The sequence below is a fragment of the Pseudoalteromonas neustonica genome, from assembly GCF_001653135.1.
Lineage (GTDB): Bacteria > Pseudomonadota > Gammaproteobacteria > Enterobacterales > Alteromonadaceae > Pseudoalteromonas > Pseudoalteromonas neustonica.
Genome location: NZ_BDDS01000001.1, coordinates 351658 through 372941 on the forward strand (window position 1 = coordinate 351658; position 21284 = coordinate 372941).

Below are 21284 nucleotides of genomic sequence, written 5' to 3' on the forward strand. Positions count from 1 at the left end.
ATTAGACTTACTATCTTATTAATGCGTTGCTGGTGCAAATAAAATCGCTGAGTGCCGGTTAATATACCCAAACCACCTCAAGATGCGAGCGTCGTTGGAATTAAAAACGATTTAGGCAAGGCATTGATTGCACATAATAGTGGTTCTATTGTTAAAATCAATAACGCTGTATAAATCGCTTTTAAGCCAACCCGTTGGGCGTTTCACCGGTGCTCACTCTCATCGTTGTTACTTCTTAAAAGGGACTGCCATTGTTGCAAAGTAACGCCTTGATATTAAACACCTGTGAAACGCTGAATTCTGCATCTTGAGGTGGCTTGGGTATAAATCAAGAAGGAATAGGTTGGTGTGTAAAAGGTAAAGTTTTAAGTAGCTAAAACTAAAAAGCTATTGGTGCTTAATGGTGGGGTTGGTGGGGTTAATCAAACGAGCTGCGATGAAAATAATATGCACAGATTGCTTTTTGACTGATCTAATAATTAAGTGAAGGCGTATTATGCTGCGTATAGGTTAAGGTCAGTAATGGGTAAGTTTCTGAGTAACTTTATTTTCGCTTTTGTTTACAATTTATTGCAATTCTTTAACTTTCAACCTGTTATAGCACGCTCTTAGCTGAGATAATAAAAATAGCATAAAAACTGAATGGATTAATAATGAATAAATATATACTTACGCCGCTTGTAGCTGCACTTTCAGTAGCATTAACAGCATGTGGTGGGTCATCATCTAATAGTGATAATACGACCCCTACAACACCTGGTTCTAATGGTGGGAATTCTAATCAAGCACAGACTATTTCACTACAAGCGCTTTCTTATCAATGCGAGATTGATACGCCTTACCAAGCTGACATCGTTTTTCATAATCAAGATGGTAACTCAATAGGTTCAGCAAAAACGGATGAACAAGGCCTATTTTCTGGTGAATTACCCACTGGCACTAAGCATCTTTCAGTATTAGGTGATGTGACGGATTATCAGCAAGAAGAATACACACAGATATTAACAGAGCTTGATATTGAAAATAGAAACAATCTAGGTAAGTTTTATTTCGAAAACTACAATCAAAATTGTGGTTGTGAGGAATATAGGGTGGATACAATAAACCTAGGTGATATTGCAGCTTACTATAAAGTATACAAAGCAGGGAATGAGCTTACAGATACAGTATATATTTGCCCAGGTGAAGAAAAACTCTATTTAACGGCAATTACTGAATCTGCTGTTGAAGCTAAAGCAGCCGTAATAGCAATACCTCAAGATTCCAAAGTTATCAAATTGACAGAAGCTGATTTTAGCCATGAAGGCGTAGAAGTGGCCGTACAGCAAACTCAAGAAAATGGCTATTCTAGCACAAGAGGTTATATCGAAGAGGCGAGTAAATATCAGTTTGTACAGTTCGTATCTTTTAGTGGTGATGATTCTTTATTCGTATTCCCAACAGTTACTGAGCATAACTTTTATGTTCAAGTTAACTCACAAAAAAGTAATGCGAATAATGTAGAAGTGAGCTTCAACAGCTACGCTCGAAGCAGTGTCAATGCTGATGGCAGTTATATACCTACAGATTTACCAGAGATATCATCGGGGTTGGGCTTCGATTTAATGCAGTTTGCAAACGATTCGCAGTTAAACTTTGATTTTAGTAATGTCGATGAGAGGTTTGCTAGAGCGCGCTGGGGCTATAGCTTTTTGGTGAGTGATGCAGCTGAAACTCGATTTGATTGGGATATCAGTGGCGGTGTTTCAGGGCAAATCCCTAACTTGTCTTTTGGCAGTGTTTTTCCTGAACCTGTAGACCAAGTGGTGTTGGAAGAGTTAACTTTATTGCTATATGGTTACGGTGGCAATGCGACTGATGCTCAAAGCTATGCCAAATTATTAGATACGATAGCTGAAGGTGGGCATATAACTAAGCCTGAGTTTAGTAATTATGTGTATTTATTTATGAGTGCACAGCTAGACTAATATAAATATAAATATAAATATAAAAATAACAAAGGCCGTTCTCGTGACCTTTGTTATTTTTGCAACTGAAATGAAAGATAGAACAGCCATATCGTTTTTTTGAAAATAAGTTCGTCTTTTTATACGCCTGTATTTACCTCTCTAATTACAGCTTATCCGCTATAAAAAAGCTTTTTACTTGTACTTGCTCTTTGATGGTGAGTGGAATATTTAAAGCTCGGCATTGTTCGCGTAAATATTTTAAAAACGCATTTGTGAGTGTTTTAGTACAGTCATTATCAGAAAAATAATGACCCGAATTCTGCAAGTGGGTAATGATATTTTCAATGTGTTTCGTTTTTACAGTATTACCTGACTTAACGACTTCCTCAGTGACAAAATTTGACAGTGCTTTTGGGCAATAAAGGCTTAACGCAATACCTTTAGACAAAACAGAAAAAATGCGCGTAAACACGTTATTATTAAATAAAGGAATTTCTAATCTATCAAGTACTTTTTGTAATTTATCGTTTAACGAAGTCACAGGTTGCTCATTTAAAGCTTGTGAATTTGATGTCTCATCATGAGGCAAATTAATAATCACACAGTTGGGGTGAGCACCCGTGATGAGATGTTTTTTTGGATGAAAAATATAACCGCTATGATAGCGTAATTCATCTAGTTTCAAGCTAGCAATAAGCAAAGATATTGTCTTAAAGCCATATTGTTTTCTTGCTGCAATAAACTCAGATAATGGGGTGTTATGTATGCAATTAGATACATGAATAGGCTTATTCGTTAGTGTAATCTGAGTGTTTAACCAATCAGCCATATTGGATTTATCAGTGTCACACAAGACTAGTTTGGTTGTATTATTTGATTTATTAGATGGTGTTAGCGCAATAATTTGCGCATCTGGATAGTTACCTTTTATAGCATGATAAGCAGGGTCATATAGATAGGAGGAATCAGATTTATAAGGGTGCAAATTAAGGTGTTTGAGCAACTGCGTAAAATTTTTAAACCCCCAGCGATGTTTTGGAATTTCGATATCCTCTAGTGCACCATTAGTTGTAATATTACCTATGTAAATCGGTTTTTTAATTGTTGCTAAGTAGGACACTAACTTACTTTCTAATTTATGCTTTACTGATTTGGGAAGCGGTGGAGTGTGTGTTAGCTCTAAATGTAGATCATTTTGTGTATAGCCAATAAGCTCATTGAGTTTATAAACGGAGTCTGCGACTGATAGGTAGCACTTACTAGCTTTTCCTGCAAAGCTGATCCCGGTTTGTTTACCAAGTGCACGGGCATTACGTAAAACCGGTGTGAAATCGGCATCGGCACTCATGATAAAGTATTCCTCTATATGGGGTTGCGTTATCAAGCACATAGTTGCATCGACCGCAATTTCTTGATCCGTTGCTGTTTTACCAAGTGTAGTGACGGGTGGGCAGTCGATTACTTTAAATCCATGCTCTAAAAATGGCTGTCGATATTGAGAGAATGAGATAGGGTTCATGTAGACTTGTTTAACATTAAAATGTCGGGTTTGACTGAGCTCTTTGAGCCATGAGGATATTTTATCAATAAACAAATGTCCGATCTCTTCATAGCTAGCGCAAATGAATATATTATCGAAATCAATGAACAGCGCACTATTTAGTTTAGACATGTTTTACCCTATTTATTTTGCTATTACCCTTCAAACATCCTCTAGTTGATTACGCTGATCAAGTTATTTTGTATTAATAATTTTCAGGTGAAATTTTGGACCTTTAATTGAAAATTATGACAGTTCTGCTAGTCGATATAGTATATGGGTAAATTTGTATAATTAATTTAAAAATTGATTATTCGGAAGTCTTTTTTGATTAATTAATGTTCTTCTTTGCAGGCGTTAAAGCTTGTTATTATTTATCCTCTTTCCCATAACTGTTATTCTATGTCCATTAATTAGTAATGAGCAATGAACATGATTAACGATAATGATGTGATAGATACACTTGAGGAACTTGAAGCCTTTTTATTTTTAATTGATAACGGCGGCTTGGGTTTAAAAAATGTAACAGGTGTGGCATTGGCCACTAATAATACAAATGGTCGCCCGTTTGTCGCTGTGCTTGATGATCAGCATAAGTTGTTATTAGGTCGCTGGGTAACACAGGATGTATTTGAAAATGGGAAAGATTTGGTTCGCCGAGGGCCTAAAAAATCACATTAATGGGCCGAACTGTTTTTTCAGGTAGCTTGAATATCAAGTCAGGTTACCATTTCATTTTCAATTATTAATCGCTGCGATTACCTTCTTAGTTTTAATCTAATTTTAATGTTCCCTATAAGTTTTTTTTAGATACTTTCAATAACATGAGTTTATGAACTTTAACAAAAGGCATAAATGAAAGTGAAAAAAATGAAAAAAACAATGATTGCAAAATGTGCATGTATTATTAGCTTGTCGGCATTTACTTTAACGAGTGCTATGGCTGGTGCAAAAACAGTGAGTGATAGTGTGATTGCAGAGCAGCGCGTAGCACTTGAAAAAAACACGAATGGCAAAGGCTTTGGGCCACAATCACCACGTGATATAGATCAAGGTTACGGAACTAATTTACGTAGCTTTGGTACTGCGCCTAGCCGTAGCGATCTTAATTTATGTAATATTCATTTTCATAAAAATGCAGAGCATAAAGGTGGCGAGTTCACCTCTTTTGCAGGCAACGGTGATGGGAAAGGTCATCACACCGGTTATATCTATGATGGTAAATTATCAGCAGCCCAGTTAAAACCCGTTAATAGTAATATTTGTTCTGCAAAGGGGGATTCATTAAACGTAGGTGATACGCTAGAAGTGCACTTTGTTTATTCATCTGCACAAGTTACACCAGGGCCAACATTAGGCGCGTGTTTAGCTGAAAGTACGATGAATCCGGGCTTGAGAGTTGAAGGGCAGGTGATTGTTTTAGCGAATGATAAAAATGCGCTTAACTTTTCACAACTTGCTGATATTGAAAAAGTAAATGGCTATTATCAAGCGCCTAATATACCAACTAATATGGGGGTGCCTGTTGAATACCTAGGATCGACTACTGGCCCATCATATAATGAAAAAGCGTCACCGTTACAGGTGAGCTGGAGCGTCCGACCTAATGTTGCAATGGTTGATATTAACAGTGTTGGTAAGTGGTGTAATGATAATGTATTTAAAGAAGATCATGCCCACGCTGTGCGAAACTTAGTGCAAAACCCTAAGTTGTTATCGCCTATTTCACTTTAATATAATTAAAGCGCGAGTGACCCGCTCGCGCTATTTTAGACTCATTCTATAACCATTTCCGCGCAATGTTTGGATAGTTAAATCAGGTTCGCTTTCTATTTTTTTTCTTAATTTACTAACATAAACATCAACAATATTAGTATTTGGCTCATTATAGGTTTGCCATACACGGCTCAATATTCGCTCTCGAGATAGTACTTTGTCTTGGTTTTCAACAAAATAAAGCAATAACTCAAACTCAATTTTTGTCAGCGGTAACTCTTCATCATTGAGTAACGCTATGCGTTGTTGGATCAGTAAAGCGAGTGAACCGATGTTTTGTGTTGTTTGATTATGCTGCTGCGGTGTATTCATGCGTCGTTTTAATGCGAGTACACGGGCTAATAGCTCATCAAAATCAAAAGGTTTACATAGGTAGTCATCAGCGCCCATTTCGAGTCCTTTAACGCGTTCAGATACTTCATCCAGTGCAGTTAACATCAAAATCATGGGGGGGGTTGGTAAGGCTTTTATAGCTTCGAGTATTGATAAACTATCTTGTGAACCAAATAGCCTATCGAGGATCACTAGTTGAGGGGAGTGCTTTTTAATAAACGGGAGCACTTCGTGTAGTTCATTTAGGTTTGTACATTCATAGCCTTCAGCCCGTAAACCTCGCGATAAAAAATTTAATAGAGGTAATTCATCGTCTGCGAGTAATATATTCATCATACATGTCCTAAAGGTAAAGAGATTGAAAATACAGATCCCTGTCCTTGGGTAGATATAACGCTAATGCTGCCATCGTGAGCTTCAATAATGGCTTTTGCGATTGGTAGCCCTAAACCTAAGCCTTCACTGTGTTTACTAAAGCGCACAAAACGTTCAAAAATATTATCAACTTCAGCAGCAGAGATCCCTTCTCCATGATCTTTTATGGTAATCGTAATAAGTGACTCTGTTTTATGTAGACTGATGTCGATGGGTTGATCTGATTTTGAGTATTTAATGGCGTTGTCGAATAAAATTGCTAGCACTTGCTGTATTCTTTGGGTGTCTATTGTTACGACTAAATCGTCTAGATCTGAGTGAGTTACGCATGCAATGCTGCGACTTAGGTTCAGTTTTTGCCATTTAGCAACTTCAGTTCTTATTAATGGCATTATTTGGGTTGGTAAAACCTCTAAGCCTATTTGGTTCATCTCTGCGCGCGTTAACAATAGTAGGTCGTCAACTAAACGGCTTAGACCCACGGCTTGTCCGAGTATTGAGGTTAGTGTTTGGTTAAAGTCATCAACCGATACAGACTGCATTCTCAGTGTTACTTGTGCTTCACCTCTGATTATCGTTAATGGTGTGCGTAATTCATGTGAAACATCGGCAATAAATTGACGACGCCTTGAGTCAATTTTAGTTAATAAAAGGTTGGCTTCAGTGAGTTCACTGGTACGTTGTTTTACTTCTTGTTCTAATTGTTTTCTAGATTGTATTGCATTGTTTTCATGATCTTGAAGGCGCAGAGCGAGTTGATTTATCGAGGTGGCAAGTTCTTCAAACTCATCATCTAGTTTTACAGATATAGGTTTTTGGTAATGGCCCAGCGCAATAGAATTTGTTGCGTTAGCAATTAGTATAAGAGGTTGATAAAGCTGGTTAAAAAGCCAATAGCAGCCATATAATATTAGTGGAATAGAAAGAGCGCCTAGGCCAATAGCAAACCATAATATAGTGGTGTTGAGCATATCCATTTTGGCATTAATTGCTGTAACAACACGGGTTTGGCGAGCCACGGCTGAATTGATAGCCTCTCTAAACTGATCATCAATGGTTACTTCTAATAAGCGTTTTAGTTGTGCCTGTTGATTTAACGGTGCTTTATTTCCGCTGCTCACAACCGCTCTAAATTCAATGGTGATTTCATCAATCATCCGTACAAGCTCATCTGTATCTTCGATGCTTCCTTTGGTAAAAGATATACCAAGTGCTTTTCGTTGTTCAATTTCGAGCTTTTTAATTTGATTGAGTGACTGCTGAATTAAATTTTGTTTTTTACGTACGTAAGCTTGGTTGGCATTTTGGCCAAAAATTATTTCATCGGTCAGTTGTTTAAAAAGTCGGTATGAAATACTTGATAGCTTTTCATGCTCTACAAGTAATGAGTGCGCTATATTACTTTGTAATAAATTTTCACGTGTTAAATGCGACGATATTGCGGTGCTAAGCAGGGCCAAAAATAAAAAGAAGGCGGTTGTTAGGCCAAAATAAAAAAGTTTACGCTTATACATAATAGTTACTTATTCTAAAAGTCAGGTAAGGGTACATGTAAGGCTTTTACGACGCAATAAAAGCTACTTAGGGTTGTATTGTAATTAACCAAAAATCTGGATAATAAACCTCTCTACAATGGCTATTTTCAACGCTAACAGCCTACTCAAAAGGTGAATATGCCATTTTTCCCAGGTAAAGAGCAAAGTAAGTGGTGAGTAAGCAAAAGTGTTTTCCAAGAGTTTTGCACGTAATGTCTACAAATAGACAAATTCAGTGTGAGTGATTATTATAATCGAAAATTTATTTACGCGTGCTTACTTATGTCTTTACCCCTTTGCCCAAAATGCCAATCTGAATATGTATACCAAGATCACACTTTATTGATTTGCCCTGAGTGTTCACATGAATGGGATCCTGTCAGTGATGCCTTAGAAGATGCAGTTAACGTTAAAGATGCCAATGGCACTTTATTAGCCGAGGGCGATAAAGTAACTGTGGTTAAAGATCTAAAAATTAAAGCCAGCTCGCTCGTTATTAAAATTGGCACCAAAGCGGTGATCCGTTGGATTAAAGATACGAAAGACCATCAGCTCGATTGTAAGGTCGATGGGGTAGGCGAAATGATGATAACGGCTAAGTTTGTGAAAAAAGCGTAGGGCCTGTTTATCTTTCGAGGTTGAGTTTGCAGCAGCATGTTAGGTTTTTAGACAAGGCAGAGCCTATGATATGTGATTATTAAAGTAATTATATTATCCCTTGCTGTGTAATTTTTACAGCTAAGCGATTTCGAAATAGTTGTTTTATGTTCCTAATGCCACCGATGTTCGCATTTTGAGGTGACTTGGGTGTATAGGCCAAAGTATGATATTTGGCATTCGCAATTGTGTTGATTGCAGGTACTGGTTGCTATAAAGTGGTTTTTTTAATCAGAAGGAAATGACGTGAAAAGAAAAAATATATTGCGTACTGCACTGATCGCTTCTTCGTTAATAATAACTAATACTTTTGCCACAGAAGACCCCTTTCTATGGCTTGAAGAGGTTGAAAGTAAACAAGCTCTTGACTGGGTTAAAAAACAAAACGATGAATCTTTAACGCACCTTAAATCCCAGAAAAGCTATCAAGCAACATTTGATAATACGTTAGCGATTTTAAATGACAAAGAGCGGATACCATATGCCGCAGAACGTGCGGGTTATTATTATAATTTTTGGCGTGATGAAACACATGTTCGTGGTGTTTATCGCCGTACTACATTTGCTGAATATCAAAAAGATTCACCAAAGTGGGAAACGGTTTTAAATCTAGATGAATTAGCTGAGCAAGAAAATGAAAACTGGGTATATAAAGGTATGAATTGCCATTACCCTCGCTATCAGCGCTGTTTATTATCATTATCTCGTGGCGGTGCGGATGCAACCGTTGTAAGAGAGTTTGATATTAGCACTAAGTCATTTGTTAAAGATGGTTTTAGTTTACCAGAAGCAAAATCATCTATTTCTTGGTATGACGAAAATACAGTATTTGTTGGTACTAATTTTGGCGAAGGTTCAATGACTGACTCTGGTTATCCAGGGGTAGTAAAGTTGTGGAAGCGAGGCACCAAATTAGAGTCCGCAAAAACAGTATTTACTGCGAGTAAAAGTTCTGTATCAGCAGGGGGGTATACGGCTTATGACGGCGATAAAACGCATCATTTGATTTATGATGGTACAAGTTTTTATACGCGTGACATGTATGTTTTAGCAAAAGATAAACTCGTTAAGCTTAATCTTCCTAATGATGCGTCTGTAGTCGGATTAAATAACGATAAAGTGTTTGTACAGCTAAAATCGCCATGGAAAAAATTTGTGCAAGCGGAGGTTATTTATACTGACGTCAACTCTTTAATTGCCGACAAAGCTGAGTTTATCAGTTTTATTAAACCTACTGAGCGCGTTTCAATTGAAAGCCTTCGTTTTACAAAGTCAGCTATTTTAGTCACTGTAATGGAAGATGTAAAAAACAAACTCTATCATTATACCCCAGCTAAAAATGATGAATGGAAAATAGAGCAAGTCGATTTTCCTACGACGGGAAGTATCTCGGTCTTCAATACAGATCCAGATAAAGATGATTTCTTCGTAAACTACACTGACTTTTTAACACCTTCAAGTTTGTATTTAGTTGATGGTAAAAGCCTCAGTCCGAAAGTAATAAAAAGTGCAAAGTCTCACTTTGATGCAAGTAAGTATGAATCGAAACAACATTTTGCAACGTCAAAAGATGGTACTAAAGTTCCTTACTTTATTGTTCATAGCAAAAATCTAAAGCTCGATGGTAAAAATCCTACCTTGTTATACGGCTATGGCGGTTTTGAGGTATCAATGCAGCCTTATTATTCAGCAAGTTTAGGAAAGAACTGGTTGGCTAATGATGGTGTATATGTATTGTCGAATATTCGCGGTGGCGGAGAGTATGGACCAAGCTGGCACCAAAGTGCACAAAAAGAGAATCGTCATAAAGCTTTTGAAGATTTTGAAGCTATTGCAGAGGATTTGATTGCTCGAAAAATAACGTCACCAAAACACTTAGGAATTCAAGGTGGTAGCAACGGTGGTTTATTAGTTGGGGCTGCATTTACACGTCGACCTGATTTATATAATGCGGTTATTTGCCAAGTCCCATTACTTGATATGAAACGTTTCAATAAGTTATTAGCTGGTGCTAGTTGGATGGGGGAGTACGGAAACCCTGATGTTGCAAGTGAATGGAATTATATTAAAACGTATTCGCCTTACCATAATTTGAAAAAGGAAACAGACTATCCAAAAGTGTTTTTTACTACTTCTACACGTGATGACCGTGTACACCCTGCACATGCACGTAAAATGGTAGCAAAAATGCAAGGCATGGGTCTTGAAGTTCTTTACTTTGAAAATATGGAAGGTGGTCATGCTGGCGCTGCTAATAATGAGCAAAGCGCGATGGTGAGTAGTTTAAGCTATGTTTATCTTATGGAAAGATTAAAGTAGAGCATACTTCCAAATAAATAAAAGGTCAGGCTAATATCTGACCTTTTATTTTATAATCAATATATTATCTTTTTTTGAATTCAAGAATTAAGTTTAGTTGTTATGCACTTGTGATACTAACCTATGATAACCCTCGCCTGTTGTTAAGTTTGCAGGGCATTGAACATGACCTGAAAAATATTTGGTTCTTGTATTTGGCTCGTGAGGGGCACCGGCAACTTTTTGATATTTACACGTTGTATATTTATTCGCGGCTTCACTATCAAAGCTAGTTGTAGTAACTAGTGTCACTGCAAAAGCGAGGTTCAATGTTATAAATCTCTTCATTATTATTTCCTATTGATTGTTTACCCTGTTGGGTAATAAAAACTTAGCACTGTGAGTTTGGCTTTAATATTGAATAGTTTTCATATCGTCGAATGAAAATCATACAATTTAAGGTGTTGACTTGATTGGTTTGTTTTACTCAATAAAGATAAAAGACCACCGTTGGCAAAAACTATTATTTAATGTTGATATAGCGCTATACCCACCACTCAAATAATTTTATTGTTGAGTTTAATGGGATGAGTATTTTTCATCCATTAAGCAGTGTGTTTTTATTATTACTAAGGCGCTATTTGATTTTCTTCAAATAAGTCGACTTGTTTAATAGGCTGACTGACGCTGTTTTTTCGCAGGGCAACATATAGGTCTGAGTGGATGTAGATCCCTTCTTTGCCAGTTGTCATGCCTGCGATTTCAAACCACGTAAGTAGCTGGCGCTTTCTGCCTGCAAGCTCTAAACGAATATCGCGTTTTTTAAAAATCATATCTAAATCGGCTAGCATTGCCATGACACTTAAATCTAAGTGCGTAAAACAGGGCACAGCATCAATAATCACGCATTGTGTCTGTGTGTCGTCTTTTTGTCGTGCGTATTGCTCAAGAAGCCTGCGTTTAAAATAGCCTGCATTAAAGTAGGTTAGAGGAGAATTAAACCGATAAATAAATACACCTTGTACGGCTTTTGCTTTATCTGTGGTGTCTAAACTTCTTACTACGCCTTTTACATCAACGCCGAGCACATTGTCTGTTGGGCGCATTACAGTTCGAATAAATTGAAATAAACCTAATAGTACAGCAAGTGTGATCCCCGGTATTACACCAATAAAGAGCACGGCGAACAAGGTTGCTAAGGCAAGGTAAAATGCGTGTTTGTCTTTGCGTTTTAATTGCCATACAGCTTTTAAATCTAATAAATGAATAGAGGCAATAATAAGCACCACACCTAAAGCTGCGCTGGGAATAAACTCAAGGGGGGCTGTTAAAAACAGTGCAATGATAGCGATTATGCCAGCTGCAATGATTGACACTAACTGTGTTTTACCGCCAGAGTCGTCGTTAACAGCAGTGCGTGAGTCTGCGCCACTTACAGCAAAGCCTTGTGATAAAGCTGAGCCAATATTAGCAATACCCAGTGCTCTAAATTCTTTATCAGCATCTATGTCGTAACCATTTTTTGCGGCAAAACTGCGCGCAGTAAGCATCATACTTACAAAGCTAACAATAGCTAAATTAAGTGCAGGCACCACCAGCTCACGAATAATCCCAAAATCATATACCGGGAGGTGAAATACCGGTAATCCACCTGTAACAGTACCAATAGTGTTTATATCAAACTGTTTTAAATTAAACAGCCATACGAGTATTGCGCCAAATGCTATGGCGAACATAGATGCAGGCCAGGTGGGCTTTAGGCGTTTCATTGTAAAATAAACAGCAATTGTAAAGAAGGTCATTAAAAGAGTTGGAATATGAGTATGGGATAAGTATGTTGGTATTGCGGCTAAACGCTCCAATAAATACTTTTCATCAAAAGTGAAGCCAAGTATTTTTGAAAATTGACCAACAATAATAGTAATCGCGACACCATTTAATAAACCCATAAGAATCGGCTTAGATAAAAAGTCAGCTAATACTCCCAACTTAAAGCGGCTTGCAATAAAGCACCAAAAGCCGGTCATTGCAGTCATGGTGACAACAAGTTGCCAATGCTTGAAACTATCACCAGCTGCCAGTGGTGTAACGACTGCTGCAATAACAGCGCAAGTTGCTGCGTCAGGTCCGACGATGAGCTGTCTTGAAGTGCCAAATAATGCGTAAAGGATCATCGGTAAAATACAAGAGTATAAACCTACCGCAGCGTTAACACCGGTGAGTTGTGCATAGGCAATCGCAACTGGTAATGCCACCGCTGCGACAGAGAGTGCAGCTCTTACATCATCAGCAAACCATTTTCGTTCATAGTGAAGTAACGTATTTAAGCCGGGCATAAAATTATATAAACGAGAGAGCAGCATAGCTTCCTTTTTACACTTTGGTAGTAAATTTAATCTAATCAGTATAGCGCAGAGTCTGTTTTTTTACTTAATAGCAATAACTTAGGTTATATAAAATAACCTATTTTTATGTAAGCAGAAAATGATTGATTGGCTAACGAAAGTTTAGCTTAAATATAATTTGAGTTAAGATGCTTACTCCCCTATGGATAGAGATATTAAAATGGATTTTTGGACCTGTATTTTTGTATTGTTTGCTTTTTTTGCCGTGCTACAACTTTTGAACTCACTATTTCCTACGCTTAAAAATAAGAGTACGTTGTTTAATTTTTTAGTAAGCCCTTCAATGGTTTTTTCAGGGCCTGTTGATAGTGAACGCTCGGATTCATATTATTACTCGGTCAATAAAAAGCAGATCCGTTTTTCTCCAATGGGAAACTGGTTTTCACTCGGTAATAGCTTAGTTGAAGGCGCTGATATTGATTCATTTGAAGTCATCGCGCGTAACTTTGCAAAAGATAAGTATCTGCTTTATTACGGTTGCCATGTTATTTCAGGTCAAGTGGATTACGATAGCTTTGAAATTATAGAGCACGATGTTATTCGCGATAAATACCATGTTTTTATTCATAAGCGCAGCGTGTCTTTTGCCATGGCGAGTCAATTAAGACCAGAACAACAGTTCATCATTCTAGATGGTGCAGATCCTGCCACATTTGTATTAATGAATGATTTTTGGGCAAAAGACTGCAACCACCATTATTATAACTTTGTACGCCAGAATATCGGTTACGACACGTTTTCACATTTAACTGAGTCTATAGTGAAAGATCAACATAGCGTGTTTATTAAATGCGATGATACGTTTAATAGAACGGCTGTCAGTGGCGTTGGAGTAAAAGCATTTGATGAGCGCTACATATACGACGATAACCACTTATATTGGCATCAAGGCAAATATGAGCAGGATATTGATGGTTCTTTTAATACAACAACATGGCTTGAATGCGTGCCATACAAAGATATTAATACACTAAAAGTGCTCGACGACGATTACTTTATTATTGATAGTAAAGTGTATTTAGGGGCTGAGGAATTACCCAATGCCAAAGCTAATGAGTTTGAGCTATTAAGTAACTTTGCATTTGGGTGTGACTCACAGCAGGTTTTTTACTTAGCTAAACCACTAGAAAAAGTAGTGCCTGAACATTTTGCATTATTATCTCCATCCGGAAATTACTCCAGCGATAAAAATCACCTATATTTTAAACAACAGCTTATTGGTCCTTATAGCGACGAGCGAGTAGAGCTAAGCAACAATGATTTTTTAAAAACGACTGATGCAGTTTACTATCAAGGCACGCAATTGGAATCTGTTGATGTACAGGAGTTCGCGCTATTAGAGCGGTTTGCTATGTATGGCTGTGACGGAAAAACAGTGTATTTTGGTCACCATAAAATACATGGGGTAGATCTTGATAGCATGGAAGTTGTTAATCGAGATAAGCTGCTAAAAGATGCTGATGCCGTGTATTGGCACGAGAAAAAAGTACTTGGAGCTGACCCTAAAACGTTTACTATAAGTCATCGAGACTATGATAAATATGACTGCGAAGACGATTATTATTTTTATAAAGAAGCTGAGCGCGTAGGTAAAAAATAGCGACAAAAAACCCTGCACTACGGGCAGGGTTGTCTGGGTATTATGGGGGTTATTTGGTTTTTAGTTCCCCAGTTGACGACTCTAAGTGCGCACGAACAAACCATTGAAACTGCTCAAGGTCAGCAAGTTGTGCGATGATCATGTCTTCAGACACAGGATCTAATTCAGATAATTTTTCAAGAGTTTTGCGGTGATCACCATTAATGCCGTTATATACTTTATCAAGTGCTACTAGGTGATCTTTTACCAAGCCTTTGCCAATTGAATAATCTTCCCATGAGCGGCGATCGACAATGGATTTAGGAGTACCGATTGGCACACCACCTAGCGTGGCAATTCGCTCAGCGATGGTGTCGGTCATTTCTCGAACTACCTCCACTTGCGGATCAAGCATTTCATGTACGCCAATAAAGTTAGGACCTACTACATTCCAATGAATATGCTTTAAAGTCAGTTGTAAATCAATCAGGGCCACCATGCGGTTATCGAGTAGATCAATGGTGCGTGTTGCAGATTCGCTAGTCATACCGGGAGCTGTAAATTCAGCAACTTTACTATTACTCATAATTTCTCCTGCTTAAATAAATTGATGCTTTAAATAATCTATAGGATATGAAGCAATGATCATGCCGAGGGTGAGTTTAAATTAAATCTCTTTAAATACAATTAGTTGGGTTTTTTACTTGTCACTGTGATTGTTTTTATATAATTTTTTTATGAAAAGTTTGCAGGCATTTGTAAAATCTGCAAACTTCACAAGATAATTATATTAACGTGCAGGTAGAACAATCGTGGCTTGTACGCCGCGCTGAGTATCACGATTTTCTATGTGTAGATCGCCATCATGGTTCATGGCTATTTGCCGACTGAGTACTAACCCTATACCACTACCTTGGGTTTTAGTGGTGTAAAATGGCACAAATAAGTTATCAATATTCGCTATTCCAACGCCTGAATCCAGTAGTTGTATTAATAGCTTTCCCTCACTAATTTTCCATTGCAACGTTAAGCTAATCGGTTCTTTATTGCTGGCTGATTGGTTTGTGTTTGAAGCTTCAATTGCATTAGTGATCAAGTTTACCAACGCTTGTTGTAATTGTTGGCAGTCAACAAAAAAGGAGATGTCTGGGCTTTTAGGTAACTGCCAGTTTATTTGCGGGTAAAGAGCCGTGGTGCTGTGGATAAAATCAGCGACAGACATAAGAGACTTTACTGGTGGTGGAAGGGTAGATAATTGCTGATAGCTTTTAATAAATGTATTGAGCGAATGCGCGCGCTCTGAAATAACGCATAAGCCTTGATGTAAATCTGCTTTATTGTCTGCTTGGGTTAAATCGGCCCTCGTGAGCTTTGCTAAAGACTCGCTTATTGAGGCTATCGGCGCTAATGAATTATTAATTTCATGGCTTAATACTCTCACTAAGCGTTGCCATGCAATTCGCTCTTCTTCGCGCAGCAGTTGCTGAATATCCGTGATAAATATCAAATTATGTGTTTGGGTATTAACTAAATACTTATCAACGTGCAGATACACTTTTTTACGGTGCTGCTTTAATTGAAATTCAACCACCTTTTGACCACCCACGTTTAACGCATCTTGCAAACCTAACTGATTAATTGGCCCACCGATAACGGCTTCAAAACGACAGGCAAAAAGCTTTTCAGCGCTGGGGTTCATTAAAACAATCGCGTTATTATGATCAGTGGTAATAATGGCAACATCGATTTGATTGATGATTTTTGTTAATAGTAGCTGTTGTTCTTTCAGCTCTTGTTTGTGTGTACTAATCGCCGACGATAAACCTGTAAGGGTGTGGTTAAACTCAGCAAGCGCACCTTGTTTGTATCGACTAACAGGGCGCGTCGTGCCATCGCCAAAAATAACGGATTCGATAATGTTTATAGATGTGCGTAATTGGTAAGTTATTTTTTGCCAGATACTGAAGCCGCTATAGCCGGTAACAATAACTACAAAAAGTATAATCAGTATTTTTAAGTAAATTGATATACCTGCTGATATGACAAAATAAAATAACAAAGCACTTGGTAAAGCAGTTGCTAGTAACACTAAACGTATAATATCGCCTTCGTAGCTCTTTACTATTTTGCGTTTAATTTTCGTCATATAGTAACTTATATTTATCTAAACGTCGGTAGTATGCGCTGCGACTTAAACCTAAAGATAGCGCTGTTTCGTGGGCTTTATTATCAAACAAAGCAAGGCGCTTTTTAATTACATGTGATTCGATATCGTCTAATGTTGCTTCATCAAACGCGAATGCTTCGGGCTTATCTTGTGTTGCTAGGCCTAAATCACTGACTTGTATCTCATCGTGCTGGGCTAAAAATAATGCGCGTTCAATAATATGGCTTAATTCTCTGATATTGCCGGGCCAATGATAGCTATGCAATGCTTTAATGGCACCTTTTGAAAACGGTTTGCACGATAAGCGGTATTTTTCACAAAACTGTGTTTGAAAATAATGGGCTAAAGGAAGTATATCAGCAGTGCGATCACGCAGTGCAGGAATGCGTATTTCGGCAGTATTGAGTCGGTATAGCAAATCTTGCCTAAATTGTCCTTGTTCAATCAAACTAGGTAAATCAGCGTTGGTTGCTGAGACTAGGCGAACATTAATTTTTTGGGTTTTAGAGCTCCCCACTTTTTCAAATTGTCGCTCTTCAAGCACCCTTAATAATTTTGCTTGCTGCGATAATGGAATGTTGGCTATTTCATCTAAGAAAATAGTGCCGTTATCAGCCATTTCAAAACGGCCAATACGGGTTTCTTTGGAGTCAGTAAAGGCGCCTTTTATATGACCAAACATTTCACTTTCAAATAAGTTTTCGCTAATAGCCCCCATATTGACGGACAAAAATGCTTGTTGGGCACGGGCAGAACATTGATGTAAATAATTAGCGAGCATACTTTTACCTGTACCATTTTCGCCAGTAAAAATAATATTCATATCACTGAGAGCTAAGCGTTCAAGCTGGTTGATGATCGACTGCATTGCAGAAGATTGGCTTATTATTTGGCTTTTTGGTAGTTGTGATTCTTGTTTAAGTAAGGCGTTTTCTTGGGTTAAACGTTGTCCTTGGCGGGTTAAAGTACTGAGTTTGATTTGTGCGTTAACCTTGGTAATTAGGTCGTTATTTTTCCACGGTTTCTGTATGAAATCGACAGCCCCTAATTGCATTGATGCAACGGCAATATCAATGCTACTAAACCCGGTCATAACGATGACTGGGACTTGTTCGTCAAGCTCTCTAATTGCAGTAAGTAGCTCAAATCCTTCGTGTCCGGATGTGGTATCGCGGTGATAATTTAAATCCATTAATACACAGGCAAAGTCTTTTCGTTTTAATAGCTGTAATACATCAAACGGCTTTTCAACGGTGGTTACTTCAAAACCTTCTGATTTAAGTAGCATTTTTAAAGCGATGAGTACGTTAGCATCGTCATCAGCGACGAGTATCGATGGGGTATTTGGTGTCATTAGTTTACCATTTTAACAGCGAACAACTTATTTAGAGCTGTTCGCATAAAAGAAATATTAAGCATTAATCGTGATGTAATGCGTCACTGGGCTCCATTTTGATCACTTTTTTAGCGGGTATAAAGGTAGCTAATAAGACCATTGCTGTTATTAATAATGGGACACAAATTAGACTTAATACATAACTGGTGTTACTTATCACTAATGTATTAGTCATGGTACTGACTAATAATAGCGACAGACAAACACCGATTGCAAGGCCGATAGCTAACTGCTTAATGGCTTGATTCATAAATAATCTAATAATGTCATTATCAGGTGAGCCTAGGGCTCTGCGAATACCAATTTCTTGAGTGCGCTGAGTAATGCTATTTGCAGCCATTGCGTAAATGCCACTGGCTGCCAAAAATGCAGCGATTACCCCGCACAGTAAAAATATTTTACTCACTGACAGCACCAGTAACATTGGTTGATTAATTAGATCGTCATAATTTTGTATATGATAAATACCAAGATCAGGGTCAACAGTATTTACAGCATCCATTAGGGCTTGCTTGATAGCTGCTTCATTGCCTTGATAATGTAATGCGACATATAGCCGCCATGGACCAATGTTATCCATTGAATGATAGGAGTTATAAGAGGCACTAGAGGATCGCATAGTTGAACCATGAAAGGTATCAGATACAACGCCAACAATTGTATACCAATCGTCAGATGCGCCCCTTGCATTAACACGCCTTACACGCTGGCCAATGGCATCATTTTCTGGAAAAAACTGCTTGGCGATGGTTTGATTAATCATAATGCTAAGCGCACCGTCTTCTCGGTCTCGGTAATCAAAAGCACGACCTTGAATTATTTCCATGCCAATGGCTCGCCATGAATCATGGGCAACGAGCTCATTATTACTGTAAGGGTTTTCATTCCAAACTTGTGCGGCGCGTCCTTCAATTTCAAAATAACTGGTGCCTTCCCCTCGACCAGGTAGTTGTGACATGAAAGAGACGGCTTCTATGCTTGGCATGGCTTCAAGTGTTTCCTTTAATTTATAGTACATATCAGAACGATTTATACGGTCTTGGTATTCAAACTCAGTATCGTATCTTACAGGGTATTTTTCAGGTGACAGTTGTACTTGTGCTGTAAGGCGCTTGTCGGTATCAACACCGTAATCAGCGGTGCCTGCAGAGTAACCTGTGACAAGTAAAATAGTGGCAATGACTAATACAACACAGGACAGTAAAATCTCAGAAATGACTAACACTCTGCCAGCTTTAGCTGCTTTTTTACTTAAAGCACCTCGTGTGCCATCTCGTATTACTGCATTAAAATCATTTGATAACGAGCGAATCGCAGGGAGCAGGCCAGTGATTGCAATCATTAACACCACTGAGACGATTAATAGCACTATAGCGCTTGGCTCAAGTGATAGATCCCACCAAAATGGCTTTTTATTTTCGACAGTAAAATTGGCGTTAAGTATTTCGTTACTGACTTCTAATCCGTAAGCGGCAAATAACAATGCAAACAGTCCACCAGTACAGCATATAAAGACGCTTTCCCACAGCATTTGTAAAATTAAACGTTTTCTAGGAATACCGAGAGCAACACGGATCGCGACCTCTTTTAGACGTTCGTTTACACGTGCAAGGAGTAAGTTACTTACATTGATGCAGGCAAGCGCTAATATAAGAAATACCACAACAAACAAAGCAACAAAAATAGTGTAATACTGCACAATACTGGCGTGTTTGTAGGGTTTTGCAATTAGGTATTCGCCGTTATCGCTGAGTCTCCAACGAAAATCCTTCATTAACTCAGGCTCAATTTGCGTATTGAAAGAGGCAACCCCGGCTTCGACTTGTGCGAATGTGGCATCTGGTTTTAGGCGAGCAATACCAAAAGCGCTGTTTCTGGTTGCTTCAATTGGGTTTAAGTAATCAGGACCCAAAGGTTGCCATATTTGTGCATATTGTGGAAATGAAAAGCCTTCAGGCATAACACCAATTACACGTGAGGGCATGGCATCAAGTGATACTGTTTGGCCAACTATTTTTGCGTCGCTATTAAAGTCTCGTTGCCATATTTCGTAACTGAGTACAAATACAGACTCCGCACCGTCATAAAAATCCTCAGGTGCGAACCCTCGCCCCAGTATGGGTTGTACACCGGCAATTTCAAAAATATTCCAACTGGTGTAAGTTGCATTATATTTTTTTGCTTGTTGGAGCTTACTATTGGTTGATTTTGCGCCTCCTGCAATAGTCGTTCCTTCATAATAATAGGCAACATCTGTAAATAACCCTAGTTGTTGGTCTAATTGCAGTAAATGAAAAGGATCTGCTTGCATTCGGTATTGATGGTTATAATTATATTTAGCTTCAATGGCGACAAGTGGCGTGTCGCCATTCATGGTCATGGGTTTAAACACCAAATTATTTAAAATTGAATAGGCGTAAAGTGTTAAACCAAGGCCAATTGAGACAATCAAGATGGTTAAAGCAGTAAACATTGGCTTTTTTAGTAACATTCGTGCGGTATATTTTAACTCGATAGCTAATGACATCATTTTGTCCTTTTATACCGTAATTGCAGCTGACTGCTGATTGTTTTCGTGATCGGCAACAATCTTGCCATCGAATATTTCAATTGTGCGTTTTGCACGACTCGCGCCACGCGGATCATGAGTAACCATGCAAATAGTCGCGCCTTCTTGGTGAAGTTGGTCGAGTAAGTTCATCACCGCTTGCGCATTTTTTGAATCAAGGTTACCAGTGGGCTCATCGGCTAAAATAATCGACGGGTTGCCTGCTATCGCTCTGGCTACGGCAACGCGTTGCTGCTGCCCACCTGATAACTGAGAAGGAAAGTGATTAACTCGGTGAGCCATGTCAACTTTGGCTAAAGCATCAGCAACCATGGTTTTACGTTGCTCTTTGCTAATGTCTTTACGATAGGTTAATGGCAGCTCAACATTTTCGGCAACGGTTAAATCACTAATTAAGTTAAAGGCCTGAAATATAAAACCAATTTTTTCATTGCGAATATGTGCGCGCTCATCACGATCAAGGTTTGACACGTCGTGATTAGCTAATAAATAATGTCCTTGCGAAAGGTTATCTAATAAACCCAATAAAGAAAGTAACGTAGATTTTCCACAGCCTGACGGGCCTGTTATTGCAATGTATTCACCTTGGTTAATCAACAGGTTTATGTCATTTAAGGCATGGGTTTCAATGTCATCAGCAACAAAAACTTTTTTCAGTTGTTTGAGTTCGACTAGTACAGGGTTTGAGTGCGTTTTCATAGTGCT

The 21284-nt window shown here is 38.2% G+C and carries 16 protein-coding genes; 6 read left to right on the forward strand and 10 right to left on the reverse strand.

The features are described from left to right. Positions 1–653 precede the first annotated feature (653 nt). Positions 654–1967, forward strand: a complete 1314-nt coding sequence (locus A7967_RS01505) for a hypothetical protein (RefSeq protein ID WP_054203461.1) — start codon at positions 654–656, stop codon at positions 1965–1967. Positions 1968–2112: 145 nt separating this feature from the next. Here A7967_RS01505 and A7967_RS01510 read toward each other — a convergent pair whose 3' ends face one another. Continuing rightward, positions 2113–3621 carry an NYN domain-containing protein gene (locus A7967_RS01510; RefSeq protein ID WP_054203460.1) on the reverse strand — a complete coding sequence of 503 codons (1509 nt, stop codon included), beginning with the start codon at positions 3619–3621 and terminating at the stop codon, positions 2113–2115. A 300-nt stretch (positions 3622–3921) separates the two neighbouring features. On the opposite strand from A7967_RS01510, the gene A7967_RS01515 reads away from it, so the two are divergent. Together A7967_RS01515 and A7967_RS01520 are read left to right on the forward strand one after the other, a co-directional pair. Further along, on the forward strand, positions 3922–4170 hold the full coding sequence (locus tag A7967_RS01515) for a hypothetical protein (protein ID WP_064435297.1): 249 nt from the start codon (positions 3922–3924) through the stop codon (positions 4168–4170). A 189-nt stretch (positions 4171–4359) separates the two neighbouring features. Then, on the forward strand, positions 4360–5223 hold the full coding sequence (locus A7967_RS01520; protein WP_064435385.1) for a delta-class carbonic anhydrase: 864 nt from the start codon (positions 4360–4362) through the stop codon (positions 5221–5223). Between the two features lie 30 nt (positions 5224–5253). Here A7967_RS01520 and A7967_RS01525 read toward each other — a convergent pair whose 3' ends face one another. Both A7967_RS01525 and A7967_RS01530 read right to left on the reverse strand, forming a co-directional pair. Further along, complete coding sequence (locus A7967_RS01525; RefSeq protein WP_054203458.1) at positions 5254–5931, reverse strand: response regulator transcription factor; 678 nt, start codon at positions 5929–5931, stop codon at positions 5254–5256. After that, the gene (locus A7967_RS01530; protein ID WP_054203457.1) at positions 5931–7487 is read right to left on the reverse strand and encodes a HAMP domain-containing sensor histidine kinase; all 1557 of its coding nucleotides are present in this window, start codon (positions 7485–7487) and stop codon (positions 5931–5933) included. The genes A7967_RS01525 and A7967_RS01530 overlap by 1 nt, the downstream gene beginning before the upstream one ends. 303 nt (positions 7488–7790) lie before the next feature. On the opposite strand from A7967_RS01530, the gene A7967_RS01535 reads away from it, so the two are divergent. Together A7967_RS01535 and A7967_RS01540 are read left to right on the forward strand one after the other, a co-directional pair. Next, on the forward strand, positions 7791–8126 hold the full coding sequence (locus tag A7967_RS01535; RefSeq protein WP_054203488.1) for a zinc ribbon domain-containing protein YjdM: 336 nt from the start codon (positions 7791–7793) through the stop codon (positions 8124–8126). Positions 8127–8426: 300 nt separating this feature from the next. Next, complete coding sequence (locus A7967_RS01540; protein WP_054203487.1) at positions 8427–10484, forward strand: prolyl oligopeptidase family serine peptidase; 2058 nt, start codon at positions 8427–8429, stop codon at positions 10482–10484. A 93-nt stretch (positions 10485–10577) separates the two neighbouring features. Here the strand turns inward: A7967_RS01540 and A7967_RS01545 are convergent, their stop codons facing one another. Further along, the gene (locus A7967_RS01545; RefSeq protein ID WP_064435298.1) at positions 10578–10811 is read right to left on the reverse strand and encodes a hypothetical protein; all 234 of its coding nucleotides are present in this window, start codon (positions 10809–10811) and stop codon (positions 10578–10580) included. Between the two features lie 281 nt (positions 10812–11092). Next, a complete protein-coding gene (locus A7967_RS01550; protein WP_064435386.1) occupies positions 11093–12823 on the reverse strand; it encodes a SulP family inorganic anion transporter in 1731 nt (576 codons plus the stop codon). Positions 12824–13028: 205 nt separating this feature from the next. Here A7967_RS01550 and A7967_RS01555 point away from each other — a divergent pair, with 205 nt between their 5' ends. After that, a complete protein-coding gene (locus A7967_RS01555; RefSeq protein ID WP_064435299.1) occupies positions 13029–14468 on the forward strand; it encodes a DKNYY domain-containing protein in 1440 nt (479 codons plus the stop codon). Between the two features lie 49 nt (positions 14469–14517). Here A7967_RS01555 and dps read toward each other — a convergent pair whose 3' ends face one another. The 5 genes from dps to A7967_RS01580 all read right to left on the reverse strand — a co-directional run bounded on the left by dps (position 14518) and on the right by A7967_RS01580 (position 21278). Then, a complete protein-coding gene (gene dps, locus A7967_RS01560) occupies positions 14518–15033 on the reverse strand; it encodes a DNA starvation/stationary phase protection protein Dps (protein WP_064435300.1) in 516 nt (171 codons plus the stop codon). A 204-nt stretch (positions 15034–15237) separates the two neighbouring features. After that, a complete protein-coding gene (locus A7967_RS01565) occupies positions 15238–16593 on the reverse strand; it encodes a sensor histidine kinase (protein ID WP_064435301.1) in 1356 nt (451 codons plus the stop codon). Continuing rightward, on the reverse strand, positions 16580–17968 hold the full coding sequence (locus A7967_RS01570) for a sigma-54-dependent transcriptional regulator (protein ID WP_064435302.1): 1389 nt from the start codon (positions 17966–17968) through the stop codon (positions 16580–16582). The genes A7967_RS01565 and A7967_RS01570 overlap by 14 nt, the downstream gene beginning before the upstream one ends. A gap of 64 nt (positions 17969–18032) precedes the next feature. Then, on the reverse strand, positions 18033–20540 hold the full coding sequence (locus tag A7967_RS01575) for an FtsX-like permease family protein (RefSeq protein WP_231658956.1): 2508 nt from the start codon (positions 20538–20540) through the stop codon (positions 18033–18035). Between the two features lie 9 nt (positions 20541–20549). After that, positions 20550–21278: an ABC transporter ATP-binding protein gene (locus A7967_RS01580; RefSeq protein ID WP_064435303.1), complete on the reverse strand. Its 729-nt coding sequence runs from the start codon at positions 21276–21278 to the stop codon at positions 20550–20552. Between the last annotated feature and the right edge of the window lie 6 nt (positions 21279–21284).